This window comes from Pseudomonas citrullilanati (genome assembly GCF_030580855.1).
GTDB lineage: Bacteria > Pseudomonadota > Gammaproteobacteria > Pseudomonadales > Pseudomonadaceae > Aquipseudomonas > Aquipseudomonas citrulli.
The window spans coordinates 25,768-50,387 of sequence record NZ_JAUQOP010000002.1 but is presented as its reverse complement, the minus strand read 5'-3'; the positions used below and the strand labels follow the sequence as shown (position 1 = coordinate 50,387).

At 64.3% G+C, this 24,620-nt stretch carries 18 protein-coding genes; 4 read left to right on the top strand and 14 right to left on the bottom strand.

What is annotated here, in order from left to right; genetic code table 11:
• Positions 1-53: 53 nt before the first annotated feature.
• Together Q6A48_RS01695 and Q6A48_RS01690 are read right to left on the bottom strand one after the other, a co-directional pair.
• Positions 54-1,454 (bottom strand): NHL repeat-containing protein, encoded by a 1,401-nt coding sequence (locus Q6A48_RS01695; protein WP_304551476.1) that lies wholly within the window; start codon positions 1,452-1,454, stop codon positions 54-56.
• An 89-nt stretch (positions 1,455-1,543) separates the two neighbouring features.
• Positions 1,544-1,927 carry a helicase gene (locus Q6A48_RS01690; RefSeq protein ID WP_304551475.1) on the bottom strand — a complete coding sequence of 128 codons (384 nt, stop codon included), beginning with the start codon at positions 1,925-1,927 and terminating at the stop codon, positions 1,544-1,546.
• Between the two features lie 469 nt (positions 1,928-2,396).
• Here Q6A48_RS01690 and Q6A48_RS01685 point away from each other — a divergent pair, with 469 nt between their 5' ends.
• Positions 2,397-2,780 (top strand): DUF6124 family protein, encoded by a 384-nt coding sequence (locus Q6A48_RS01685; protein WP_304551474.1) that lies wholly within the window; start codon positions 2,397-2,399, stop codon positions 2,778-2,780.
• Between the two features lie 888 nt (positions 2,781-3,668).
• Here Q6A48_RS01685 and tagQ read toward each other — a convergent pair.
• From tagQ to tagH, 12 genes are all read right to left on the bottom strand, one after another.
• On the bottom strand, positions 3,669-4,604 hold the full coding sequence (gene tagQ / locus Q6A48_RS01680; RefSeq protein WP_304551473.1) for a type VI secretion system-associated lipoprotein TagQ: 936 nt from the start codon (positions 4,602-4,604) through the stop codon (positions 3,669-3,671).
• Positions 4,605-4,689: 85 nt separating this feature from the next.
• The gene (locus tag Q6A48_RS01675) at positions 4,690-6,435 is read right to left on the bottom strand and encodes a formylglycine-generating enzyme family protein (RefSeq protein ID WP_304551472.1); all 1,746 of its coding nucleotides are present in this window, start codon (positions 6,433-6,435) and stop codon (positions 4,690-4,692) included.
• Positions 6,428-7,624, bottom strand: coding sequence for an ABC transporter permease (locus Q6A48_RS01670; protein WP_304551471.1), 1,197 nt, complete (start codon positions 7,622-7,624; stop codon positions 6,428-6,430). The genes Q6A48_RS01675 and Q6A48_RS01670 overlap by 8 nt, the downstream gene beginning before the upstream one ends.
• Positions 7,624-8,340: an ABC transporter ATP-binding protein gene (locus tag Q6A48_RS01665; protein ID WP_304551470.1), complete on the bottom strand. Its 717-nt coding sequence runs from the start codon at positions 8,338-8,340 to the stop codon at positions 7,624-7,626. The genes Q6A48_RS01670 and Q6A48_RS01665 overlap by 1 nt, the downstream gene beginning before the upstream one ends.
• The gene (locus Q6A48_RS01660; RefSeq protein WP_304551469.1) at positions 8,340-11,426 is read right to left on the bottom strand and encodes a serine/threonine-protein kinase; all 3,087 of its coding nucleotides are present in this window, start codon (positions 11,424-11,426) and stop codon (positions 8,340-8,342) included. Before Q6A48_RS01660 ends, Q6A48_RS01665 begins: the two co-directional genes overlap by 1 nt.
• Positions 11,423-12,154: a PP2C family protein-serine/threonine phosphatase gene (locus Q6A48_RS01655; RefSeq protein ID WP_304551468.1), complete on the bottom strand. Its 732-nt coding sequence runs from the start codon at positions 12,152-12,154 to the stop codon at positions 11,423-11,425. The genes Q6A48_RS01660 and Q6A48_RS01655 overlap by 4 nt, the downstream gene beginning before the upstream one ends.
• The gene (tagF, locus tag Q6A48_RS01650) at positions 12,155-12,808 is read right to left on the bottom strand and encodes a type VI secretion system-associated protein TagF (protein WP_304551466.1); all 654 of its coding nucleotides are present in this window, start codon (positions 12,806-12,808) and stop codon (positions 12,155-12,157) included.
• Positions 12,805-16,305 carry a type VI secretion system membrane subunit TssM gene (gene tssM, locus Q6A48_RS01645; RefSeq protein ID WP_304551465.1) on the bottom strand — a complete coding sequence of 1,167 codons (3,501 nt, stop codon included), beginning with the start codon at positions 16,303-16,305 and terminating at the stop codon, positions 12,805-12,807. Before tssM ends, tagF begins: the two co-directional genes overlap by 4 nt.
• Positions 16,302-17,606 (bottom strand): DotU family type VI secretion system protein, encoded by a 1,305-nt coding sequence (locus Q6A48_RS01640; protein ID WP_304551463.1) that lies wholly within the window; start codon positions 17,604-17,606, stop codon positions 16,302-16,304. The genes tssM and Q6A48_RS01640 overlap by 4 nt, the downstream gene beginning before the upstream one ends.
• A gap of 6 nt (positions 17,607-17,612) precedes the next feature.
• Complete coding sequence (gene tssK, locus Q6A48_RS01635) at positions 17,613-18,947, bottom strand: type VI secretion system baseplate subunit TssK (protein WP_304551462.1); 1,335 nt, start codon at positions 18,945-18,947, stop codon at positions 17,613-17,615.
• A gap of 15 nt (positions 18,948-18,962) precedes the next feature.
• Entirely contained in the window at positions 18,963-19,475 is a 513-nt protein-coding gene (gene tssJ / locus Q6A48_RS01630) for a type VI secretion system lipoprotein TssJ (protein ID WP_304551461.1), read from the bottom strand.
• A 68-nt stretch (positions 19,476-19,543) separates the two neighbouring features.
• Positions 19,544-21,025 carry a type VI secretion system-associated FHA domain protein TagH gene (gene tagH, locus Q6A48_RS01625; protein WP_304551459.1) on the bottom strand — a complete coding sequence of 494 codons (1,482 nt, stop codon included), beginning with the start codon at positions 21,023-21,025 and terminating at the stop codon, positions 19,544-19,546.
• 419 nt (positions 21,026-21,444) lie between these two features.
• On the opposite strand from tagH, the gene tssA reads away from it, so the two are divergent.
• From tssA to tssC, 3 genes are all read left to right on the top strand, one after another.
• Positions 21,445-22,473 (top strand): type VI secretion system protein TssA, encoded by a 1,029-nt coding sequence (gene tssA, locus Q6A48_RS01620; RefSeq protein WP_304551456.1) that lies wholly within the window; start codon positions 21,445-21,447, stop codon positions 22,471-22,473.
• An 81-nt stretch (positions 22,474-22,554) separates the two neighbouring features.
• Positions 22,555-23,061: a type VI secretion system contractile sheath small subunit gene (gene tssB / locus Q6A48_RS01615; RefSeq protein ID WP_003177230.1), complete on the top strand. Its 507-nt coding sequence runs from the start codon at positions 22,555-22,557 to the stop codon at positions 23,059-23,061.
• 2 nt (positions 23,062-23,063) lie between these two features.
• Positions 23,064-24,560, top strand: coding sequence for a type VI secretion system contractile sheath large subunit (tssC, locus tag Q6A48_RS01610; protein ID WP_304551451.1), 1,497 nt, complete (start codon positions 23,064-23,066; stop codon positions 24,558-24,560).
• The last annotated feature ends 60 nt before the right edge of the window (positions 24,561-24,620 follow it).

Genomic DNA, 24,620 nt, shown 5'->3' with positions numbered 1-24,620 from the left:
ACGGCTTTGCGTGGCGAGGGAGCCTGCTCCCTCGCCACAAGACTCCCGACAGCTCAGACCAGATAACGCACTATCCAGCCTCGACCAATGTAGGCCCAATCCGGGCCGTCGAGCCAACCAAAACCGCCGACCACGATCCGTCCGTCTACCATTACCGCCATAGTTTCTACCGATTCGTACTGGTTTTTTTCGTCAAAGGTCACAAAACCGACGCCATTGAAAGTAGGATCGAGCGAACCATCAGGAAGGAAACGCGCCGTCAACGCGAACGTTCCCTCCATGACAAAACCTGCGCCTGTCGTACCTGCAACAAGGATCGAGCCGTCTGCCTGAAATGTGCAACATTTCCAAGACTGCCCCTGAGCCAGGGGCATGGAGAACAAGGGTTGACCACGGTTGAAATTAAAATCGAAAAATCCACCGCTGGTTAATACGAACAATATCCCATTCATTGCTTGATTATTGCGAGCGTTGCCTGCCACCAATATCCGTCCATCGGCTTCCTTCACGGCAATATCACGGACAAAAATAGAATTAGCGTGCGGAACGGTAACTACGCCCCCATTGAAGTCAGAATCGAGACGCCCCATCGAATCTAAACGTGTTACATAAGCACCTCTCGAGGCCGGACTTGCCTTGAAATAACTGCCCGAGACGATCACCTTGCCATCTGCCTGGACGGCCACCGCATCGGCAGTGAGATCATCATAAGCAATATTATTCAGTTCAATGACCGCAAAACCTGCTCCGTTAAACGTTTTGTCCATTGAACCATCTGGATTAAGACGCAGGACGATTCTCTGTGCAGGGCCGAACTCCAAATATCGATGACTCAACAGAACGATCTTGCCATCCAGTTGCTGTACCGCAGCGGTGCCTTGGCGGCCCGGGTCTCGCGGCCCAAGGACGGGGTACCGGCCGTCCCCCCAACCAGAAATCCTCAGCGTCTTCTCAACGCCCTTGTGCCCGTCTTTAAAGGGAAGTAAGCGAAGACCGTTCTCGCCAAAAGATCCGTCCAACTGCCCATCCTGAAAGTACCGCAACACATATCTGCCGCCAAAACCCTCTGTCTGATAGGTGCCTATCACCAGCCATCCACCATCGTTCAGAGCACAGAGCTGATCGACATACAAGCGATGACCCTTGATAGAAAATTCAACCAAGCCTGTCCCGGCCTCGCCAAACTCCCAATCAACCGAACCGTCCTCTTTTAATTTCGCCACCCCAATCGGTTCGTGCGCTCCCAGGACACGCATGCCAAGAAGTAGTTGATTCCCAGCCAGCGGCAGCACGGCCTGTACGTAGAACTCAGCAAATTCCGGGGTCGGCAAGCTTAATATTCCGCCTTCGGCAAAACTGGGGTCCAAGGTGCCGGCGGCCGTCGTGTCCGTTGATCGAGTCATGTTTTTGCTCCCATCAAGCAGTGAATATCCAATGCGGATATCAGGCTTCATGGAACCGTCAAACAGGCGCTGACACACCTGTCATCTCTGACAGTCCTATAGACTTTTTAGGCATGTGCATCCGGCCTGCCAATCGCCACTCAGGACTTCGGCTTTGGTTTCTTCGGCTTCAGATACCGCATCAGCCCCTGGAACCAGATCACCAGCGCCGGGTTGCCCTTGATCTGGATCGACTTGTCCTGAATCCCCGTCATGAAAGCCAGTTGCTTGTTCTTGGCCTGCATCGTGGCAAAACCATAGGCCGCGTCCTTGAAAGCGATGGCGAACGCAGGCGTGGGATAGGTGCCACTCTTACTGGTGACGCGCTGGTCCTTCACGGTGAAATGCCGTGCGACCTTCCCGTCCAGGGTTTGCAGCTGGAACACCAGTTCCTTGTCACCCAACTGCTGCTGGAACGCCGGATTCGTCCGGCTGGCCTTGCCCAGCAACAACCCCAGCATCCACAACAGAAAACGAAATTTCATCGACAACGCCTCGAAAGAAAGAGAGTGGCCGGGGCAGTTTAGCGATTCTGCGGCCAAACGCTATCATCGGATCGCTTTGACGGGAGATGATCGTGTTTTCCTGCAAGATGACTGCTAAGTCACGTCTGACAGATAAATGAACAGGTCCTCATTTTCGTCAGCTTCTTCGGATGTTTCCTTCAAAACGCCGGGCTGTTCATGAACTAGGCAGTGATTGGAAGCGCCGATAACCTGGGTCCGTCATCGCAAAAAACGGTGACACGGACGTGCAAGTCCGGACCAGGAACGCATTCGTTATGGCTATTCGCCGAGCATTTTTCTATGCTCGCCGACTGTTATGGCGGCTGCGCGTGGGAGACCTTCGGGTCTGCCGGGTTCCTGGACCGGTCTTGCACACCTACGTACAGCTGCCACCCATTTTTCGACGTGCAATCGGAGGGTGCCGGCTCCACTTCCAGGAAGTTTCATCATGTTCAAAGCAACTCCGAATCCCCCACAGAACGGCCACAAATCCCGCGTCGAACTGCAGGAAGAAAAGAAGCTCGAAGACGCCACCAACCGCGCCCTCGACTACTACCTCAATCCCAAGCCCTCTGCCCTACCCGAACCCGACAAGACCCAGCTCTTCATCGTCTCACCTCACATCGACACCGAAACCCTCCTGGCCAACGCTTCCGAAGACCTGCTGTCCATCAGCACCATCGCCGCCGACCTGGCTGACGATGTCGATGAATCACGCCGCTGCATCGCCCTGGCGATCAGCCGCATGGCCGATGGGGTTCAGTTGCTGGTCGAACGGGCGCTGGATCATCTGGAAAGCAAGGAAATGGCAGTGCCAAGTGCCAAGGGATAGCACGTTGCTTTGATGCAAGCTGTGCCGACGCCTTCGCGGGTAAACCCGCTCCCACAGGGATATGGGGTGCGATCCTGATGCCGTGTTGTCTGTCAGGCCGTCTTCGCGAGCAGGCTCGCTCCCACAGGGATATGGGGTGCGATCCTGATGCCGTGTTGTCTGGCAGGCCGTCTTCGCGAGCAAGCTCGCTCCCACAGGGATATGGGGTGCGATCCTGATGCCGTGTTGTCTGGCAGGCCGTCTTCGCGGGCAAGCCCGCTCCCACAGGGATATGGGGATGCGATCTTGTTGCCATGTTGTCTGTCAGGCCGTCTTCGCGGGAAGCCCGCTCCCACAGGGATATGGGGTGCGATCCTGATGCCGTGTTGTCTGGCAGGCCGTCTTCGCGAGCAGGCTCGCTCCCACAGGGGCTCTCTGTGCACATGAACATGTGCCCGCTTTGGCTTTGGCTTTGGCTTTTGATCTCAGGGCCCCGTTAACCACGCTGGCCGAACGCCGGTGTTGTGCAGTGGGCAACCCGGCATGGATGCCGGGTTAGCCGCGCTGGGCCATGGATGGCCCTTCGCGGCGGGCCCACGGAGCAATGCCGGCGTTCGGGCACACCGAGCCGCAGGCGAGGTGCCGAGTGGTGGGGCCAAGACCTTTTGGTTACTTTTGGGGCGTTTGCCAAAAGTAACCCGCTGTAAAAGCGGAACCATAAGCCGCCGTTACCGCAGCAATGGATATGTTCCCAATCCAAAATCGACTTCGCGAGCAAGCTCGCTCCCACAACGGATCGGGTCGTTGCAAATATTCAGTCCGCCCCAGAAACAACTGTGGGAGCAAATTAGCTCCCACAGGCTTTTTGCACTGATCACCCCAAGAGCATGATCAGCAACAATCACTCAATCAAACATTCGGGCAAGGCACCGGAGCCCAATCACCCAGGTCCGGGTTCTTGCACATGCTGTTCACCTGGCTGGTGCCAGCGCTGGCAACCTGCTTGCTTTCAGCCTGCTTGGCCTTGGCATCCTGCAGGGTCTTCTCGGTCGCAACGGCTTCCTTCGGCACAGCGGGCAGCTCTTTCTTCTTCGCCGGCTGGACCTTCTTGGTCTTGGTTTTGGTCGGCGCCACGACAGGCGCGGTGTCGGCCGTGGCCACGGTCACCACGTCAGTACGCTGCACACCCACTTGCTGCAGGTCTTTTTCATAGGCCTGGGTGTAGTTGTTCAGGTCTTCGGCGGCCTTGCCGTTGACCGCGACGATCAGGTCGTTGGACTCTTTCAGGCCAGCGACGATTTCCGCCAGGCGCTTGCGGCCTTCGGTGTCGTTGACGGTCTTGGCCTTGCGGTCGGCCACCAGCTTGGTGAACGCGCTCTGGTAGCACTGTTGCGAAGCCTTGGCGTACGCGGTGCTGCGGTCGATGGCCGAGGCGCTTTTGTTGACGTCAGCGGCGTAGGAGGCGATGCGCTGGTTGTCATCGGCGATCTGCTTCTGGCGCTCGGTGTAGTAACCGGCAGCACCACCGGCCAGGGCGCCGCCCGCGGCACCGATGGCGGCGTTGCGGCCGCGGTCTTCCTTATCGGCGGTCAGGGCGCCCAGCAGTGCGCCACCCACGGCGCCGACGGCTGCGCCGGTGACCACGGACTTGGTCATGTCACCTTCGGTGGAACGCAAGTGCTGCACGGGCTCGTAGCAGTTGGGGTAGTACTCGACCTTGGTGCTCGACGCGACCTTGGACGTCGGCGAAGTCGCGCAGCCGGTCAATACGATGCTGAAGCCTACAGCGACCAGCAGCAAGTGACGCTTGGAAACCGAAGCAAAAGGTTTACGGGAGAAAAGCATAGTTGTGTTCTCGTTTAAGTTTTGACCAGCTCAGCGCGGCCCTATCGCCGCCTGAGTCCCTTCCAAGCTCGCTGACAACGAACGCTCAAGACCGCTGGGCGCTCGATGCGAGCAATTCCTTCAATATCGCCGCCGGGTCGGCTCGTTTTTGCTGACGATAATCCCCGACATGGCGAACGAATAACGTGGCACGCGCCACCAGGCTCTTGCCCAGTACTGGTTTGCGCTCCAGCTCTTCCTTGACGCGCTGGAACTGCGCCTGGATCACCGCGTCGGTGTAGCGCGTGCCGGTTGCCAGGTTGTCGATGTAGATCGCCACGGCGCCATCCAGCGCGCTGCGACCGTTGTCGATGGCGGTGGCGAACAGCGTGGCGCTGGCCTCGTCCTTGGCATCCAGGGCCGCCTGGCGACTGTTCTGCAGATTGGTCAGGCGGATGTTGTAGTTGTTGACGGTCTCGGCCACCAGGGCCGACGACTGGATCAGGTTGCCAGCCGCTTCCTCGCGCTGCTGGGCGATGAGCGAGACGTTGCGCTTGAGCTCTTCGTTGACCAGCCCCAACTCGGCCTGCAGGCGCGGGTCGACGCTGGCGGCGATGATGCTGTCCAGGCGCTTGGTGGGGTCGTCGGCGTCATCGATGGCGTCGGTCAGGGACGCGAGGCGCCCTTCTTTCTGCCACTGGGCAAACAGTTCCTTGTAGCGCGACCGTGGCGCCGACAGCGCCCCGACGGCCACCCGGAAGCCGGTGGTTTCGTTGCTCTGCTCGGTGCCATCGGCGGCGAACAGCGGGTATTCGCGGCGCATGCCGGTGAACAGCGTGCCCTCGCCTTCCAGGTAGTTGCCGCCCTTGACCACGAAGCCGCCATAGGCGCCCTGGCGACGTCCGGCATGCACCAGTTGGAAGGATTCCTGGACCATTTCGGCGGCGTTGCCCACCACGTCGAACAGGCCGATGGGGTTCGGCAGCTTGGTGCCGATCGGCATCAACCGTGCCGCCTGGCCGGTGCCGCCAGCGACCTGGTTGAACACCGCCCAATCGGCCAGCGGACCGTCGCTTTCGCTGCCTTCCAGGCGCCGTGGGAACAACCGGCCTTCCAGGTCCTGGCGGCTGACGGCTTGCCCGCCACGGGCAGCGAATTCCCACTCGACTTCAGTGGGCAGGCGCACGAAACCCAGCCCGCCATCTTCGGCGGAGGTGCCGCGACCGCTCACCGGCAGCAGGTCCTTGTGGTATTTCATCAACCAGGCGCTGTACACCGCCGCGAACCGCTCAGCTTCGAACTTCGACAATTTCACCTTGGGCAGGCGGCCGGCCACGCCTTGCGGCAGGTCGGCCTGCAACGCTTCGCAGGCCGGCGCCGGCTCACCGCTGGCCAGGGACTGCGCCTGGGCCATGACCTGGGCGTATTGGCGCGCGGTGACTTCGTACTTGCCGATGAAATACAGCATCGGCTTGAGCGGCGTCTTGGCGTCGGTCTTGGGCATCAATGGGGTGATGGTCTTGTTCCAGTCCTGGGGCAGGTCCTTGAGGGTGAACTGGCCATTGATGAAGTCGCGCCGGTAGCCGGAAATGAACGACTGCTGGTAACCGGCCTCGCCCTCGCTGAACGGGTAGCCGAGGCTGATCTCCCGGTCGTCCAGGGTGCCCTGGGCCAGGATGTAGACGTAACGGAACACCATCTGCCCTTCGCAGGGCAACGGCAGGCTGACGTCGTCGGGCAACGGCTTGGGGTTGTCCAGCTTGTCGCTGGCCTCGTCGGCGCTTGCCGATTGAGGCAAGGCCACCAGGCCGGCCAGGCTCAGCGCCACGGCGGCGGCTAATAACTTATACATCGCGGATTCCTTCACTCGCCTGGATGCGCGCCACGCGCCAGCCACCGCAAGCCGCCGCCACGGCGCTGACGCCGAGCACGGCCACCAGGGCCAACAGGTAGTGACGCGGCAGCAGATGGCTGGCGTATTCGCCCGGCAACTGCGCAAATAGATAATTCAGGCCCGACTGCGCCAGGCCATACAGCCCGGCGCTGAGCAGGGCTGCAAGCCCGGCACTGTAAAGCGCCTGCAACACCACGAACAACAATAGCGCAGCGGTAGACACCCCCAACAGCCGCAACACCGACAATTCCCGGCGCTTGCGCTCCACCGCCGCCAGGGCCCCGGCGAAGATCGCCGCGAACGCCCCGGCCAGGGCCAAGCCGGCGATGATCCAGAATACGATCGACAGGTTGCGACTCAACGACTGCACCTGCGCGATGGTCTGGGCCTGGGTCGACACCAACAGGTGCTGCGCGGCGAAATACTGGCGCAGCGGCTCGACGTCAGCGAGGCTGCGCGCGTACAGCCGGAATGCCGGGTACACCCGTTGCCCTGCCACGCCCTGCGCTTCGCCCGGCCAGTTGAACGCCGGCACTGCGCGACCGTCGCGATAGTCTTCCGCCGCTTCCAGCAAGGCCAGCGGGGCGAACAGGCCGTCCCGGGCGAACGCTTCCAGCGGCAGCACGTGCACCACCTGGACCTGCGTGCGCTGCGCCTCGCTGCGCCCGGCCACTTGCCGGGCGAAACTGGCTTGCAACCAATCGCCGGCCTTGGCCCCGAGCTTTTCCGCGGCGGTCTGGCTGAGCACCACTTGATCCAGGCCTTGGGGCACCGGCAACTGATCGAGCAACGGATCGGCGGCGGCGGTGGGGATCATCTCGACCGTGACGACCGCAGCCTCTCGGCTCAAATCCGCGGTGGCGGCGATCTGCCGGGTGCGCGGCAAGGCGAACGCCACGTCATCGCGCCGACTCAATTGCTCGATGAACCCGGCGCTGAACCGCCCCCCGCCCAGGGGGATGATCTCGCGGGTGGCCGGATCGTTCTGCAAGCGCTCGGTGAGGCTGCTGACCAGGCCGAACTTCAACCCGAACAGCACCAGCAGCGGCGCTACCACCGCCACCAGCGCCAACACCGAGCACGCCGACAACCACGCATCGTTGCGGTAATCCTGCCAGGCCAGGGAAGCCACCAGCGTGCTGCGCATCAGCAAGCCTCCCCGAGCGTGGCGGTGACGCCGCCGTCGGCATCCCGACGGCAACTGATGCGGCGCACCTGCAAGCCGCAGGCCCGGGCCAGTGCTTCGTCATGGGTGGCGACGACGCAGCAGACACCGTGCTCGCGAGCCTGGGCCACCAGCAGTTGCATGACGCGCTCCGCGTTCAGCGGGTCGAGGGCTGCGGTCGGCTCATCGGCCAGCAACAGCCGTGGGCCATGGGCCAAGGCGCGGGCGCAACTGACGCGCTGGCGCTGGCCGACGGACAAGTCCGCCGGTTTCTTATCCAACTGGTCGGCGATGTCCAACTGCCCGGCCAGGCGCGTCACGCTGCCGTCATCCTTCAGGCCGAGGAGCTTGCGCGACAATGCGATGTTGCCGCGTACGTCGAGGAAACCCAGCAGGCCGCCGGTTTGCAGCACGTAACCGAGGTGCCGACTGCGCAGCTCCGCCAAGGCGCCCTGCGCGCGAACGCGCCACAACCTGGCGATGTCCAGGGGGGTGTTGGCGGGCGTGAAGTCGAACCGCCCGGCCTGGTCCGGCGCCAACACCAGGGCCAGCAGGTCGAGCAGCGTGCTCTTGCCACAACCACTGGGGCCGACCACCGCCAATTGTTCACCGCCACGCAATTGCAGCCGTGGAATCACCAGGCTGTAGCGCTGGGTGCCGGCGCCCCGGCTCTTGTGCACGGCGTTCATGTCGAGCATCACGGCAGCGTCGACAACGGAACGCGGTACAAGGCATCGCCGGGCTCGGCGTCGCCGAAACGCACCCAGTTCGCCAGGTCGTTGTGGAAGGTTTCATAGAGGCGGATTTTCGAATCCAGCTCGTCGATGAAGTCTTCCTGCTCGGCCACGCTCAAGGACAGCCACAAGTCCTGGGTCATGTTCAGCGACTTGCTGCGGTACGGCAGCCCCTCCAGGTACTCGCCGAGGATCCCGCCGTCGGCGAGGTTGCCGCCCTTGCGCAAGGCCGAGGGGTCGCGGCTCATGTAGGCACTGGCGCTGGCGATTTCCTGGAAGAAATCCTTGGGCGAGCTCTGGGTCTTGCGGGCCGCGTCGACGATCAGCTTCAGCGATTGCTGCAAATCGTTGAGTTGCAGCTTGGTCAGCATCACGCAGACCTGGAACGCCGGCAGGGCCGGGTTGGTCAGGTCGCGATCGGCGGTCCAGGCGCTGACCAGTTGCGGTGCCTGGCTGGCGCTCTTGCGACCCAGGAAGTCCATGTGCATGGCGTAGCCCACCGCCGCCGACTTGTCGGCCAGGCTCGGCGCGGCGCCCAGTTGCGGAACGCTCTGTGCCTTGTTGCTGCGCACTTGATGCACCAGGTCGGCGAACACCGTGCCGATCTCGTCGACCCGCTCGCCGAACTTGCGCACGTCGGCGCCCGGCACCGGGATGTACAAGTCGCCGATCTGCGGGTTGGCGTCGGCGGTCAGGGTGCGGTACTGGCTCTGGGCACCGGCGTGGGTCTTCTTGCCGGCGTCGCTGAGCAGGTGCAGGGCGTAGATCTTGATCTGCTTGCCCAGCGCCGCCTGGCGGACTTCGGCTTCGTTCATCTGGGTCGCGGCAAACGGATCGTTCTTGCGCAAGGCACCGGCGTCGGTGACGAGCAGGATCAGGCGCCCGCCATAGCCGGACCAGTCCATGCCCTGCACGGCTTCCATGACCCCGGCGAAAGCGTCTTCGTTGAACGAGTGGCTCGACACCGTGGATGCCTTGACCTGGCGCGCCAGGTCCATGAAGCGCTGCGGGTCACGGCCCTGATCCAGGGTGATCAGGGTCTTGGCCACGTACTCAAGGCCCGGGGTCTTCTTCACGCTGCTGCGGAAACCGACCAGGCCGAAGCTGACACTGTCCAGCTCGCCGCGCTCGGCGATGCGCGCCTGCAACTGGTGCACCACGTCGCGCACCTGGTCGATGTACGGCTGCATGGACACCGTGGTATCCACCACCAGCACCACCGCGGTGCGGAACGCGTCGGCGTTGGCGTTGAGGATCGGTGTGTTGCCGGAGGCTGCCTTGGCCGTGTTGCCCGGGTCGATGGACGCCACGTTCAGCAACTGCACCGGCTGGCCGTTCTCGTCGAGGCTCTCGCGGAAATCGAAGATCGGCAGCAGGTAGAACTGTTTCTCCGGCACGGCGCTGGCGGCGGGCTCCAGGGCCAGCACCTGCTGGTTGTCGGACGGGCTCTGCTGGGCCTTGAGCAGTACGTTTCTGGCGGCCGAGGGGTTGGCCAGCAGTTTTTCCACTTCGCCGGCCTGGCGCAGGAACATCACCGGCGCGCGGCCGGAGCGCTCGGTGAACTTGAGCACCAGGCTCTGCTTCCAGTCGCTGACGTGCGCGGCCGGCAACCAACCGTCGCTGCGGCCATCGGTGGCGGCGCCGACGCGCACCCATGGGCTGCCTTCCACCTCCTTGCGCTGATAGACGTACAGCACCGAAAACGCGGGCAGCTCCTTGCCAGGCGCGGCACCCGGCGCATCGGCCAGTTTCGCCCCGGGCTTGGTGAGCACGCGCTGGAACAGGGTTTTCTTGCCGGCCATCAGCAGCGGACGCTGGCCGCCGTCGGCCTCGGTGGCCACCGGCGGGTTCACGGGCGGCGTGACCGGCGGGGCTTCGGGGGTTTTCACCGGCGGTGTTTCCGGCGCCTTCACCGGTGGCTTGCTCGACGAAGACGTCGACGCCAGCGGCGGCTTCGCGGCCTTGCCGTCATCACCGGACAACCACCAGTAACCCGCGCCGCCCACTGCCAGCGCCACGGCCACCGCGACGGCGGCCAGAGCGAAGACTGGCTTCTTGCGCGTTGGCGCAACGACGGGCCGCGGCGGCGGGCTCACCGGCGGGGGTGCCAGCTGGGGCCGGGACGGGGGCTGCGCGGGACCGCTGGGAATGTCGATGGACACCGGCGTCAATCCCGCCAGGTCCTCGCCCGCCGGTGGGGTCGCCACCGGCAGGGGCAACGGCCGGATCAGGGTCGCTTCGTTCGGGTCCTGGGGCAGGTTGTCCAGCGCCCGCAGCAAGGCCGCCGCATCCGGGAACCGCTCCGCCGGATCCTTGGCCAGCAGCTTGCGCAGCACGTCCTGGTAACGGCCGTGGTGCACCGGCAGTTCCGGCAACGGTTCGGTGAGGTGGGCCAGGGCCGTGGACAGTGCGTCGTTGCCGGTATACGGCAGCTCGCCGACGAGGATTTCATAGAGCACCACGCCCAGGGCATACAGGTCGGCGCGGCCGTCGATGTCCTGCCCACGGGCCTGCTCCGGGCTCATGTAGCTGGGCGTGCCGACGGCGAAACCGGCCTGGGTGAACTGGGTGCGGTCGTCGAGGGACTTGGCGATGCCGAAGTCCGAGAGCACCGCCGTGCCGTCGGCGCGGAACAGGATGTTCGCCGGCTTGACGTCGCGGTGCACCAGGCCCAGGCCATGGGCGTAGCCCAGGGCCGAGGCGATCTGGCGGATGTAGGTCAGGCCCTGCTCCGGCGTCAGGCCCGCGGCGATGCGTTCCTTGAGCGTGCCGTTGGGCAGGTATTCCATCGCCATGTAATACAGCTCACCTACATTGCCGATGTCATGGATGGTGACGGTATGCGGGTGCGACAGCCGCGCCAGGGTCTTGCCTTCGCGCAGGAAGCGCTCGCAGAACGTCGGGTCGGCGGCCAACGCGGCGGCCATGACCTTGAGCGCAACCTTGCGCTCCAGCGAGCGCTGGGTCGCCAGGTAGACGCTCGCCATCGCGCCTTCGCCGATCTCCCCGTCGATGTCGTAGCCGGGGATCTGGATGTTCAGGGGGTTCATGACGGCACCTTCACGACCACCACGGTGATGTTGTCCGGCGCGCCGCGCATCAGGCCCAGGGACACCAGGCTGCTGGCGATTTCGCCGGGTTCGTCGTGGCTCAGCACTTCTCGGATCTCTTCATCTTCGACGGTCTTGGTCAGCCCGTCGCTGCACAGCAGGTAACTGTCGCCGGGCACCAGCAGCAGTTCGACGGTCGACAGGTTGAGTTGGGCCTCGACGCCAATGGCGCGGGTGACGATGTTGGCCCGTGGATGCACCCGGGCCTCGGCTTCGCTGAGCAGGCCGCTGTCCTGCAGGTCCTGGACGTAGCTGTGGTCCCGCGAGACGCCTTCCAGCACGCCGTCGCGCAGGCGGTACAGGCGACTGTCGCCGGCCCACAGGCACACGCCGCGCAAGTCGCGCGTCGCCAGCACCACCACGGTGCTGCCCATCATGGTCACGCCGCGATTGGCGGTTTCTTCACGCACCGCCGCGTTGACCCGCAACAGGTCGCTTTGCAACGCCGCGACGTACTCTTCCAGCGAACGGCCCACGGCGATGCCGCGCAGGCTGTCGACGATCAGGCTGCTGACGTAGTCGCCCGCCGCGTGCCCGCCCATGCCATCGGCGACCACCCACAGGCCGTGCTCCGGCAGGTCCAGGCAGGCGTCTTCGTTGACCTGGCGAACCATGCCGACATGGCTCTTGCTTGCAGACTTGAATGCTTTTCCGGCACTTGCACGCATCTAAACAACACCTTCTTGGCCGAGCAAAAATTGCGCAAAATCAGCAGCGGCCGGCAGGCCCTGGCAGCGCATCAAGCCCGGCGCGATGCGCTCGGAGCCCTGGCCCCACCACAGGCTGGCGCCTTCGCAGGCCGCCTCGGCGAGGGCGCTCATGCGCCGCTGCGGGTCGGTGGCGTCGAAGCGCTGCAGACTGGCAAACCGGCCGCCGGGCGTGCGGGACAGGGACATCGGGCTGCCGAGGCTGTCCAGTTCGGCGCCGAACGCTTCGAAGCTGGCCTCCACGTTCAATGTGCTCAGCAACAGGTTTTCCACCCGCTCGAACCACTCGTCCGCCCCGCCCACCACGGACGCGGGGTCCGCGTCGGGCGCCAGCAACGCTGCCACCGTCAGCGGGAAATACCGGCCGACCCGGTCGATGCTCGGCATCACCACCCCTGCCACGGCGTCGGGCCCGCACACGCCGGGCGCCACCACGAAACGCCACAACGGGCTGACCAGGTAGGCATCCAGCCAACGCTCGCCGAGGCTGCTCTGGCTGGCGAGCAAACCCGCCGCCAGCCACGAATCCCACGGGCCGATGAAGCTCTGGGGCAGGCCACGGCTGACGAAATCCCCACGGCTGGCCAACTTTCCATAGAAGCCCGGCGTACTCATAGCCGCTCCGGCAGGCTGAAGCCGCTGAGCACCCGGCTCTTGAACGGGTTGAAGGCGCTGTTGGCCCGCAGCTCGTAGGAGGCACTGGCGTTATCGACCCGCAGCCGCAGGTTGAAGCGATCCGGCGAGTTGCCGGCGGTCAGGTCCGATTGCTCCAGCAACCGGAACCAGGCCCACGGCCCGTCCAGGGTGATGCCGGAGCGACCGCTGGAGGACGGTGGCATGATCGAGATCCGCACCACGCCGATGCTGCCCGGATTCGGCCACTGCATGGCGGTCGGGCGGCTCGGGCCGTGGTCGTAGCTCAACTGCTGGCCGTCGAGGTCGAGCAGGAACTGGGTAATGGTCGAATCCATCGCCACCGGCTTGAGCTCGAAACGCACCATCGGCTGGGTCCCGCCGGAGCGGAAGAACGCATCGCGGATGGCCGCCGCGCGCTGGAAGGTCTGCAACACACCAGGGGCGATGCCGAGTTTCTGCGCGGCGCCCGGCTGCCAGCGCCAGGTCGGCGTGGACGTGTCCACGTAGGGTTGCAGGTACTTGCGGAAATAGTTGTCCATCACCCCGCCGACGCCGAAGAACTGGCCGAAGTCGTCGAGGGTGGCGTCCCGCGCACTGCCCGGCGACATCGGGTAGCGCCCGGCCAGGGATTGGCGATAGATGTTCACCACTTCGCTGGTCCAGGCGGCATTCAGTTGATTGCGCACCCCGCCCATCATGCTGTTGGTGGTGGAGTTGACCACCGACTTGACCAACCCTTGCACCAGCGGTGGCTGGCGTTCGGCATTCAGGCTGACCCGGGTCGCAGCCGCCTGGGCCTGGTTCTTGGCTTCGCCGAGCAAGGCATCGCCGCTGGCGCCCACCATGGCGCTGACTTGCACGTACAGGGCGTTCATGTCGGCCAGCAGGCCATCGATGGCCGCCGGCTCGCCTTCTTTCTTGCTGACGATGCTGTTGAGCTCGGCAAAGTGCGCCGTGATCGGGTCGTCACTGGCCTGGGGCGCGTCCTGCGGTGCCTGCTCCTGGCCAAGCAGACTGCCCAGGCGCTCCTTGAGCTTGTCCACCCCGCCTTCCGCCGGCGCGCCCTGGGCGGCCAGCAAGCGTTCATCCTGTTGCAGGTCGGTTTCCTTCGCCACCGCCACCAACAGTTTTTTCAACGGCGAGGTCGGGCCGGAAATCACCCGCAGCACGTCGGCGGCCTGGGCCACGCTGGTGATCGGCACGAAGTCGATATCGGCCAGCAAGGCATCCCATTGGCGCTGGTAGTCCTGGAAGTACAGGCGCCGCACATCGGCAGCCAGGCTGGCGACGTTCTGCTGGTCGGCCTGTTCGTGGCCGAGCACCCATTGCTCTTCGGCCAGGGTCCCGGCCTGGCTGAGGCTGGTGAGCAGGAAGCCCTGGCGGTAGCCCTTGACGGTGAAGAAGCCGCTCAATGGCTCGCCCAAGGGCTTGCCGCTCTTGCGGCTGAACACCAGCGCAGCGTCGCGCCCGGCGGCTTCGTTGATACGGAAATCCGGGATGCCGTCAGGCAGTTTCTGGCGCTTGATGCGGTCGTAGACCCGTTGCGCCACGGGCAGTTGCTGCAACTGGCGACGCAGGTCTTCGATCAGGCGCGGGTCCAGGCGTGCCGTCGGCGGACGCCGCTCGAACAGCGCCTGCAAGTGCTCGTTCAAGGCTGCCCGCTGTTCGGCCGGCAGGTCGCGCGGCAGGCTGCGGTCCCAATCCAGGGCGATCCAGGCCTTGATGAAGTCGGCATCGTAATGCTCGGTGTCGGCGAGCATCAGGTACGCCTTCAGCCCCTCGTAGAGGAAGTCCGAGTTGCCGCCGCTGTGCAGCTGCTCTTCGATCCGGGTCACCAGGCGCGGCCCGAACACGGCGATCAGCAACTTGCGGTACACGCTGCCGGCCTCGGCTTCGAGCATGTCGCCCTGGTACAGGCCCAGGCCCTCGGCCCAGTCGGGTGCGTCGTCGGCCAGGTGCTTCACCGCGTTGAGCAGCGGCAACACGGCCAGTACATCGCGCTGCGCCGGGCTGAGGTTCTGCACGGTCTGGCCCAGCGGCGCGACCTTCTGGTCGACCTGGGCGATGTACGCCTGGTTGGCGCGGTAGCTGACCCACCACAAGGTCCCGACCACCAGCACCAGGACCACGGTGGAGGCCAATACGCCCCGGGCGATCCACTTGCGCCGCCGCTCGACCTTGGGGTCGACGCCCACCAGCCCACGTTCGGCGAAGGCCACGGCGGTGAAGAGTTTTTCGATGAAGTAGCTGCGCCCGGTGCCGGTCTGGCGCGCCAGGTGCTGGCGGTCCAGGTTCATGCTCTGGGCCATGGCGCCGATCAGGCGGTCGATCGGGCTGCCTTCCTGGGTGCCGCTGGTGAAATACACGCCGCGCAGCAGCACGCGCTCTTCGAAGGCGTTGGGCTTGAACACGCCTTCGAGGAAGCTTTGCAGGCAGTCCTTCAAGGCACCGAACTGTTGCGGGAAACCGTAGATCAAGTCGCGCCGCGCCGGGTCGCGCTCTTGCTGCAGACGCTCCACCAGGCGATCGTTGAGACGCTGCTCGAGGCCGGCGAATTCGCTTTGCAGGTGCGCCAGCGGGCTGTCGTTGCCCTTTCCATCGTCCAGGGCGAAGGTCATGCCCCAGACCTGGGCGCGCTCTTCCTTGCTCAGGGTATCGAAGTACTCCATGAACCCCGGCACCAGGTCGAGCTTGGTCAGCATCAGGTAGATCGGGAAGCGCACGCCCAGTTGGGTGTAGAGCTCCTGGATGCGCAGGCGAATCGCCGCGGCATGGGCGGCACGCTCGGCGTCGCTGCCCAGCAGCAGGTCGGACAGGCTGATGGCGATGAACGCACCGTCGATCGGGCGCCGGGCGCGCTGTTTCTTCAACAGGCCGAGAAAGCCCAGCCACGCGGCCTTGTCCACGGTCGCGTCGCTGTCCTGGGTGGTGTAGCGGCCAGCGGTGTCCAGCAACACGGCCTGGTCGGTGAACCACCAATCGCAGTTGCGCGTGCCGCCCACGCCACGTACCGCACCGGCGCCCAGTTGCGCGGCCAGCGGGAAATGCAGCCCGGAATTGACCAGCGCGGTGGTCTTGCCCGACCCCGGTGGGCCGATGATCACGTACCACGGCAGTTCATAGAGGTTGCGTCGCTCGTCACCGCCCAGCTTGGCTTTCTTGAGCAGCGCCAGGGCTTCGTCCATGCGTTGGCGCAGGGTTTCCAGCTCTTCGGCGGTGGCGATGCTGCTCGGGTCCGGCGGGGTTTGCTCGGCCAGGCTGCGCATGACTTCGGCGGCCTGGCGGCGAGCCTGGACGATGCGAAAGACGCGGTAGGCGATCCACACCGCGAACACCAGGACGATCAACGTCCAGCGCCGGCCCTCGGGCACCAGCCAGTCAAGCAACGGGCCGACGAACCAGATGATCAGGCTCAGGGCGATCAGCCCCAGCAACGGGATGACCCAGCGGATCATAAAACTGAAAAACGCCTTCACTCGACCCCCTCCGCCAATACGGTGATTTCAACCCGACGATTGCGCGCACGGCCCTCGGCCGTGGCGTTGGACGCCAGCGGCTCGGTATCGCTGCGACCTTCGGCGCTGAAGCGCTCGGGCTGGCCAGTCTTGGCCGACAGAATCTCCAGCACCGAGCGTGCCCGTGCTTCGGACAGCGCCCAGTTGGACGGGAACCGCAGCGTGGCAATCGGCCGGTTGTCGCTGTGGCCGGTCACCAGCACCTGGCCCTTGACCTTACGCACGGCGTCAGCGATGCGCAGCATCAACGGCTGGAAATCGTCCTTGATGCTGGCACTGCCCGAGGCGAACAGCTCATCGCCACGGATGGTCACCACCGAGCGGTCGACGGCGTCTTCCACGGCAAGGCGCCCGGCCTTGATCTCATCGGCGAGGAAACCGGCCAGGCGTGGTCGCTCGACCAGCTTGGGCTGCACCACCGGACGATCGATCGTCTGCACCGGGATTTCGCCCAGGAAATGGATGTTCTTGAACACCGGCTCGGCATCGGCCGCCAGCTTCATGCGCAGGCCGAACAACAGCGCCAGCAACAGCGCCGCGCCAATGGCCACGGCGATCCACGGCGGCATGAACTGCGCCAGTCGATCGCGGGCCACGGTCACGCCGCGCCAATGGGGCGACAGCTCGCGCTCGTATTCACCCCGGGCGCTGCGGATCACCGCGGCGGTGCGTTCGCGCAACGCCTCCAGTTGGCTGCGCCCGTCGTTCATCACCCGGTAGCGCCCCTCGAAGCCCAGGCACATGCACAGGTACAGAAGCTCCAGCAGGTACAGGCGTTCCCGGGGGCTTTGCAGGCAATGCTCCAGCAACTGGAACACCTTTTCGCCGCCCCAGGCTTCGTTGTGCACGGTGATCAACAGGCTCTGCTTGCCCCAGTCACTGGTGCCGCCCCACGGGGTGCTCAATACCGCTTCATCCAATGCGGTGCACAAGGCGTAGCGAGCCAGCAGCACATCGTTGCGCACGACGCCGGCGGCCTCGGCGCGCTCTTCGAACTGGCGCAGGTAGGCCAGCAATTGCGCACGCAGGCTGGCCGGGGCCGGATGGGCGATGGTGCTGCGCAGGCGCGTCAGCAAAGCCAGCAACGGGCCGGCGGCGCTTTCCAGCGGGTTGAGCCCCTGGGCCTTGCCGGTCAGCACCGGCGCGGCGGGCATCGACAGGGGCGCGGGCGCCGGTTGCGGGCGTCCCGGGTCCTGGCGCAAGGGATCCGCGCCACGGCCACCGGGCGTCGGCATGAACTGGGTACGATCGTCGTTGCTCATCGCGATTTATCCTCGGATCGCCCAGAAAGCCAGGTTCAAGCCCGGGAACTGGCCGGCGATGTGGAACGCAAAGCCGCCGGAGTTGCTCAGTTGCTGCCAGTGGTCGCTGCCGCGGTCGAGTTCGTAATAGGTGGAACCGGCGTGGTACGGCAATTGCCGTGGCGCCACCGGCAACGGCAGCAGGCCGATGCCCGGCAGTTGCAGGTTGACCAGGTCGCGAATGTGCTCCACCGAACCGACCTTGCTCTGCTGGCCAAAGCGGCTGCGCAGGGTTTCGGCGGGGACATCGGCGCGTACCACCAGGATGAAGCTGGCGTTGTCGAGCAGGGTCTTGTCGGCCAGCATCGCCACGTGGATGCCGTAGGCTTTCTCGACAATCGGAATCGGCGTCGCCTTGCTGTCGATCAGCATCGACAAGGCCTCGCGCAACGCTTGCATCACCGGAGTGAAACTCAGCACCAAGTCATCGTGCTGGTACTGCGGGTATTCCTGTGGCCGGCGACCGGAAGCGGTGAACGTCGAGAACTCCCCGGCCAGGGCCACCAGTTCGCTGTAGAAGCGCTCGGGGTGCAGCGGGCTCAGCTGGCTCAGGTGCTGGATCAGCGGCTGGGCCCGGTTGACCAGTTGCAGCAGCATGAAATCGGCGATCTCCGAAGCGCCACCGGCGCCGGATGCCACCACTCGCCCGGCCAGGGCTTCGCCACGCTGGTGCAGCAGGCCCAGCAACTCGCTGCGAAACGCCGCCAGGGGCTTGGAGGCGATCACATCCAGCAGCGGCGGGATGTACGTGTCGTCGAGCACCAGCGCACGGTCGGCGCGTTTTTCCTTGATGCGCACCACGCCAATGGCGGCGTAGTCGCCGATACCATCCTCGGCGGTCAGCAGGCGCAGCGCCCGGGCACCGAGTGCCACCGGGGCGCGGTTTTCGAACGGCGCGTTGTCGTCGCGCACTTCGCTCACCTGACTGATGTAGCGCGCGGCGCCCAGGGCCTCGCCTTCATCGACGGTGTCACGGGCACCGGCGCGCTTGAGCGGCAAGGCCAGGTAGGCCAGGCCATCGCGCAGGTTGTCGTCGATGTTCAGCGGTGTGGGCGCCAGATCGTCCTGGGGAATGTTGAAGGGCGTACCGTCCGGCAACAGGCCCCGGGCCGAGATGATCGCCAGCTTGCCCTGGGCCAGCAGGCCCTGGTCGATCAACAATTCGGAAAAACCCCAGGCGCCGGCCGACAACGGTCGGCTGCGGGCGTCGATGAGGTTTTCCAGGTAACGGTCGTGCTGCTGGAAGTGCTGCGTTCCAATGAACATGCCTTCCGACCAGACCACGCGATTGTTCCAGGACATGGGGGCTCCGATTGCTTATTGGGCAGGGCTGGATGGGGTAACGACGACGCTGCTGCGCACGGCGCGCACGTCGAGGCTGATCTGGTATTCGGTGTATTCGCGCGGCGGGACATTCAACACCGTGCGCCACAGCGACTGGTCCAGTTCGCGGTAGCCCACCAGGATGCCGATGTGGCGCGTGGCCGGATCGAGGTCCCGTTGCAGGCTCAATTGCTGGTTGGGCTGGATCAACACCTCGTCCTGATCGATCAGGTCGGCGCCCAGCGTCGCCTGGGCCCTTTCGGCCAGGGCGAAATAATCGGCGCGGCCGAAGGTGGCGGCATTCTTCAGTTCGAAGATGCGCACCCGGACCGGGGCCGGCTGGCCAGTGGCACCGGGGTTGAGGCCGGCAATGGCATGAAAATGCAACTCGACGGCGGCGGTGTTGGCTTCAGTTTCTTCGGGCTGGGGCTGGGGCTTGGCCCCGTCCTTGGCGCACGCCGTCAGCAGAAGCGCGGTGGCGACGGCGAGTAAAAACCTGGGAATCATCCTGCGTCCTCAATGACGTTTGAGCTATCCGTTGTGTGCTGGTCGGTATCGTTAGGGGACGGCGGCGCTCAACGGCGCCGCTGTCGCGTGCTGTGTTCTTCGTAGGCGCGGCTGAATTCTCGACCGAACAGGTCCTGGAAATCCTCCTGGGCTTCCCGGGAAATATTGCTGTAGAGCTCGGTGAACTGCTGCCAGTACTGGGCCTGTCGCGAGCCACTGAAAATGCCCGACAGCCCGCCGGGCTTGCCCATGCGTTCTTCCAGTTGCGCCGGCTCGAAACGCGCCAGCAGATGCTTGATCGCGGCTTCCACCCCGGCCATCACCGCCAGCTGGTGGGCGCGCAAATCATCGAAGCTGTCCCGCACCGCCGCGTCCGGCGCCATGAATGCCTGGTTGCCGTGGCGCAATAGCAAGAGCATCGCCTCATCGACATTGGGGGCGAACTTCAGTGGGTTGTTTTCCACCGGCTGGATCATCGTCTGCTGGATGCGGAACTCCCCCTTGAGGCTGCTGCGGGCGCGCAAGACATCGATCAGGCCCTCGACCATCAGCCGGTAGCTGCGACCGATGCTTTCCATTTGCGCCTCGGCCTGGGCCTTGTCCAGGCGCAACTGATCCAGCCCGGCACCGCGCAGGAATGCTTGCAGCAGGTCGGGCTGGGCGCTGTCGACCACGGCCGCCGGCGCTTCAGTGCGAGGGACCGGTGCTTCGACACGGGTCACCGGTGCTTCTGGCACGGGTACAGGTTCCACGGGCATGCTGGCTGGCACGACCGGGATCGGCGGCGGGGGTGTGGGTATCGGCTCGATCATCGGCGGCGGCGCCACAGGGGGCGGTGCGACCGCGACAGGAGGCACCGCCACGGGCGCCGGCGTGTCGCTGAACAGGTCCCAGTCTTCCGGGATCACCGCGCCAGGGTTGATCGCCACCGGTTCGACCACAGGCGGCGGCGCTGGCCGTGGTATCGGCGTGGGCGGACGGAAGTCGTGCTGTTGGGCCGGGACGTGGTCAGGCTGGGTGGCCGGGGGAATACTGGAGGGCGCCAGGAAATCGAACAGGTCCGGCAGGGTGTCCATGGCCGAGCCGCCCTGGAAATGCGCAGGCGAACCCATCGGCATCGACACGGGAATCGGCGTCGGAGCAGGCGCGGCGGCAGCCTGGCGTCCCATCAAGGCTTCGAAGCTGCTGGGGGATTCGGCAAACGGGTTGCTGTCGGTCACCGGCAGATTGAAGTCGACGCGGGCCTGGATTTCATAGTCGCCGATGCGGATCACCTCGCCATCCTGCAAGGGCTCGCTGTTGCCCTTGCGCAAGCGAACACCGGCCTTGACCAATTCCACACCGTTAGTGCTGTTATCGGTCAAGTAATAGCGCCCGTCCTTGTATTGAATAACGCAATGTTTGCCGGACACCAGGCGCTCGGGATCCGGTAATACCCAGTCATTATCGGAATTACGGCCAATTGCCATCACGCCCTGATCCATGGACTTTTCAGAACACTGACCGGGGGTAATCTTGTGATAACTAGTGATAGTCAAACACAGCGGCATCACGCCTCCTTGCTGAATACTTCTGCGCATCGCTTCGCGCGTGGGCAAGCCGACAGGGAATCGCCCTGGCGACGCGCCGAAAAATCTTGCCAACCACCGCGGAACGGCTTTTTGCCAGCATGATGGCGAATATTAACCGGCCTGCATGACAAAAAGCCTCTCGCGGGACCTTCCTCGACCTGCCAGTCGCGCGGGTTGTTAAGCGCCTCACAACTGTAACAGAGTCGAAATAGCTTACCTTGACAAGCGATAAGTACTACACCAAAAATGCACAACTTCTTGATTGTTCGTGATGGCACTTTAAGATCATAGCGCATCTATAGAGCCATTACCGTCAAGGGACATGAGAAGTTCCATCCGGAACTTTCGTGTGAACTGCCCGACTTCATAGTGCACGGGCGATAGGGAGATCGATCCAAGTGGATGTGCCTTTGCTGCTCGCCGCCGTTTCCGCGAACTCGCCTTGCGGTGAAGACCTGGAATATGACGCGGATTTCTTGCGCCTGGAGCGTGACTCCCGGGGCCAGCCCGAGCGCAGCATGGGCGATTCGATCCTGCCTGCCGAACCGCCTGAATGGCGCAGCATCCAGCAACAGAGCCTGGACTTGCTGCAACGCAGCAAAGACCTGCGCATTACCCATTTCCTGCTGCAAAGCTCCCTGGCCCTCGAAGGCCTCCCGGGGCTGGCCAGCTCGCTGACGTTGATCAGCCAATTGCTCAAGCAATACTGGGCCGACCTGCATCCGCGCCTGGATGCCGATGACGACAACGACCCCACCGTGCGCATCAATGCCCTGGCCGGCCTGACGTCCGACATGACCATTCGCCTGGTGCGCGAAAGCATCCTGGCCCGCTCGCGCACCTTCGGTGCCGTGAGCTTGCGCGCCGCCGCCAACGCCAGTGGCCTGCAAAGCTTCGCCGACGAAACCCTCGGCGCCGAACAACTCGCCGGCGCCCTGCGCGACAGCGACCCCGAGCAGTTGGCAATGACCCGCGCCGCCCTGCAAGAGGCCCGCAGCGCCGCAGAAGCCATCGAGCAAGAGGTCAGCGACCAGGTGGGATCCGCCCAGGGCGTGGACCTCGGCCCGCTGAAGCAGCCGCTCAAGATGGCCCTGCAGATCCTCGGCCAGTTCGCCCCCCAAGCCGACGACAGCGAAGCGCCGGCCGACGATGACAGTGGGTCTGGCGAACAGCACTCCACCGCTCCAAGCAGCGTGGCAACGGCACCGCGTGCCGCCAGCGGCGAAATCGCCAACCGCGATGACGTGGTGCGCAGCCTCGACCGGATTCTCGCTTACTACACCCGTCACGAGCCCTCCAGCCCCCTGCCGGTGCTGTTGAACCGGGCGAAGAATCTGGTGCATGCCGATTTTGCGGCGATCGTGCGCAACCTGATTCCCGACGGCATGAGTCAATTTGAAAACCTGCGCGGCCCGGATAGCGAATAAAAAGCGAGCGGATCACGCAGTCACGTCACCGGTACCACCGATGACGCCAACACCGTCGCTCAAGCGACCAGGAGCAGCAACGTGGCGAAGCAAAGTTCTCAGAAATTCATCGCGCGCAACCGCGCGCCTCGAGTGCAGATCGAGTACGACGTCGAGCTCTACGGCGCCGAGAAAAAGGTCCAGTTGCCCTTCGTCATGGGGGTAATGGCCGATCTCGCCGGCAAGCCCGCAGAGCCTCTGGCACCGGTGGCCGATCGCAAGTTCCTCGAAATCGACGTCGACAATTTCGACTCGCGCCTCAAGGCCATGCAACCGCGCGTGGCGTTCCATGTGCCCAACGAACTGACCGGCGAAGGCAACCTGAGCCTGGACCTGACGTTCGAAAGCATGGACGACTTCAGCCCCGCAGCCGTGGCGCGCAAGGTCGATTCGCTGAACAAGCTGCTCGAAGCGCGCACCCAACTGGCCAACCTGCTGACCTACATGGACGGCAAGACCGGCGCCGAAGAAATCATCATGAAGGCGATCAAGGACCCAGCGCTGTTGCAGGCCCTGGCGAGCGCGCCGAAGCCAGCACAGGACCAATGATCATGACTGACAATACCGCCCGCGAAGGCGTCCAGAACCTCGGCGCGACCGAAGAAACCAGCGAATTCGCCTCCCTGCTGCTGCAAGAGTTCAAGCCCAAGACCGAGCGTGCCCGCGAGGCTGTCGAGACGGCCGTGCGCACCCTGGCCGAACAGGCCCTGGCGCAGACCGACCTGGTGTCCAACGACGCCATCAAATCGATCGAGTCGATCATCGCCGCCATCGACGCCAAGCTCACCGCCCAGGTCAACCAGGTTATCCACCACCCCGACTTCCAGCAGTTGGAAAGCGCCTGGCGTGGCCTGCACTACCTGGTCAACAACACCGAGACCGACGAGCAGCTCAAGATCCGCGTGCTCAACATCTCCAAGACCGACCTGCACAAGACCCTGAAGAAGTTCAAGGGCACCGCGTGGGACCAGAGCCCGATCTTCAAGAAAATGTACGAAGAAGAATACGGCCAGTTCGGCGGCGAGCCCTACGGCTGCCTGGTGGGCGACTACTACTTCGACCAGTCGCCACCGGACGTGGAGCTGCTGGGCGAGCTGTCGAAAGTCTGCGCGGCCATGCACGCACCGTTCATTTCCGCCGCCTCGCCGACCGTGATGGGCATGGGCTCGTGGCAGGAACTGTCGAACCCGCGCGACCTGACCAAGATCTTCACCACGCCGGAATACGCCGGCTGGCGCTCGCTGCGTGAATCGGAAGACTCGCGCTACATCGGCCTGACCATGCCGCGCTTCCTGGCGCGCCTGCCGTATGGCGCCAAGACCGACCCGGTGGAAGCCTTCGCCTTCGAAGAAAACACCGACGGCGCCGACAGCTCGAAGTACACCTGGGCCAACGCCGCCTACGCGATGGCGGTGAACATCAACCGCTCGTTCAAGCACTACGGCTGGTGCTCGCGCATCCGTGGCGTGGAGTCTGGCGGTGAAGTGGAAAACCTGCCGGCCCACACGTTCCCGACCGACGACGGTGGCGTGGACATGAAGTGCCCGACCGAAATCGCCATCTCGGACCGCCGTGAAGCGGAGTTGGCGAAGAACGGCTTCATGCCGCTGCTGCACAAGAAGAACACCGACTTCGCCGCGTTCATCGGCGCCCAGTCGCTGCAGAAACCGGCCGAATACGACGACCCGGACGCCACCGCCAACGCCAACCTGGCCGCGCGCCTGCCGTACCTGTTCGCCACCTGCCGCTTCGCTCACTACCTCAAGTGCATCGTGCGCGACAAGATCGGTTCCTTCAAAGAGAAGGACGAGATGCAACGCTGGTTGCAGGACTGGATCCTGAACTACGTCGACGGCGACCCGGCGCACTCCACCGAGACCACCAAGGCCCAGCACCCACTGGCGGCGGCCGAGGTAATCGTCGAGGAAGTCGAGGGCAACCCGGGGTACTACAACTCCAAGTTCTACCTGCGCCCGCACTACCAGCTCGAAGGGCTGACCGTGTCGCTGCGCCTGGTATCGAAGCTGCCGTCGGCCAAGGGCGCGTAAAGATTGATTGGACGGTACAAGGCCAATGTGGGAGCGAGCTTGCTCGCGATGGCGGTGGAT

What these genes read in the sequence shown, in the direction of transcription:
- Q6A48_RS01695 (WP_304551476.1), bottom strand. Translation starts at nt 1,454, where the DNA reads ATGAAGCCTGATATCCGCATTGGATATTCACTGCTTGATGGGAGCAAA.
- Q6A48_RS01690 (WP_304551475.1), bottom strand. Translation starts at nt 1,927, where the DNA reads ATGAAATTTCGTTTTCTGTTGTGGATGCTGGGGTTGTTGCTGGGCAAG.
- Q6A48_RS01685 (WP_304551474.1), top strand. Translation starts at nt 2,397, where the DNA reads ATGTTCAAAGCAACTCCGAATCCCCCACAGAACGGCCACAAATCCCGC.
- tagQ (WP_304551473.1), bottom strand. Translation starts at nt 4,604, where the DNA reads ATGCTTTTCTCCCGTAAACCTTTTGCTTCGGTTTCCAAGCGTCACTTG.
- Q6A48_RS01675 (WP_304551472.1), bottom strand. Translation starts at nt 6,435, where the DNA reads ATGTATAAGTTATTAGCCGCCGCCGTGGCGCTGAGCCTGGCCGGCCTG.
- Q6A48_RS01670 (WP_304551471.1), bottom strand. Translation starts at nt 7,624, where the DNA reads ATGCGCAGCACGCTGGTGGCTTCCCTGGCCTGGCAGGATTACCGCAAC.
- Q6A48_RS01665 (WP_304551470.1), bottom strand. Translation starts at nt 8,340, where the DNA reads ATGCTCGACATGAACGCCGTGCACAAGAGCCGGGGCGCCGGCACCCAG.
- Q6A48_RS01660 (WP_304551469.1), bottom strand. Translation starts at nt 11,426, where the DNA reads ATGAACCCCCTGAACATCCAGATCCCCGGCTACGACATCGACGGGGAG.
- Q6A48_RS01655 (WP_304551468.1), bottom strand. Translation starts at nt 12,154, where the DNA reads ATGCGTGCAAGTGCCGGAAAAGCATTCAAGTCTGCAAGCAAGAGCCAT.
- tagF (WP_304551466.1), bottom strand. Translation starts at nt 12,808, where the DNA reads ATGAGTACGCCGGGCTTCTATGGAAAGTTGGCCAGCCGTGGGGATTTC.
- Q6A48_RS01640 (WP_304551463.1), bottom strand. Translation starts at nt 17,606, where the DNA reads ATGAGCAACGACGATCGTACCCAGTTCATGCCGACGCCCGGTGGCCGT.
- tssK (WP_304551462.1), bottom strand. Translation starts at nt 18,947, where the DNA reads ATGTCCTGGAACAATCGCGTGGTCTGGTCGGAAGGCATGTTCATTGGA.
- tssJ (WP_304551461.1), bottom strand. Translation starts at nt 19,475, where the DNA reads ATGATTCCCAGGTTTTTACTCGCCGTCGCCACCGCGCTTCTGCTGACG.
- tagH (WP_304551459.1), bottom strand. Translation starts at nt 21,025, where the DNA reads ATGCCGCTGTGTTTGACTATCACTAGTTATCACAAGATTACCCCCGGT.
- tssC (WP_304551451.1), top strand. Translation starts at nt 23,064, where the DNA reads ATGACTGACAATACCGCCCGCGAAGGCGTCCAGAACCTCGGCGCGACC.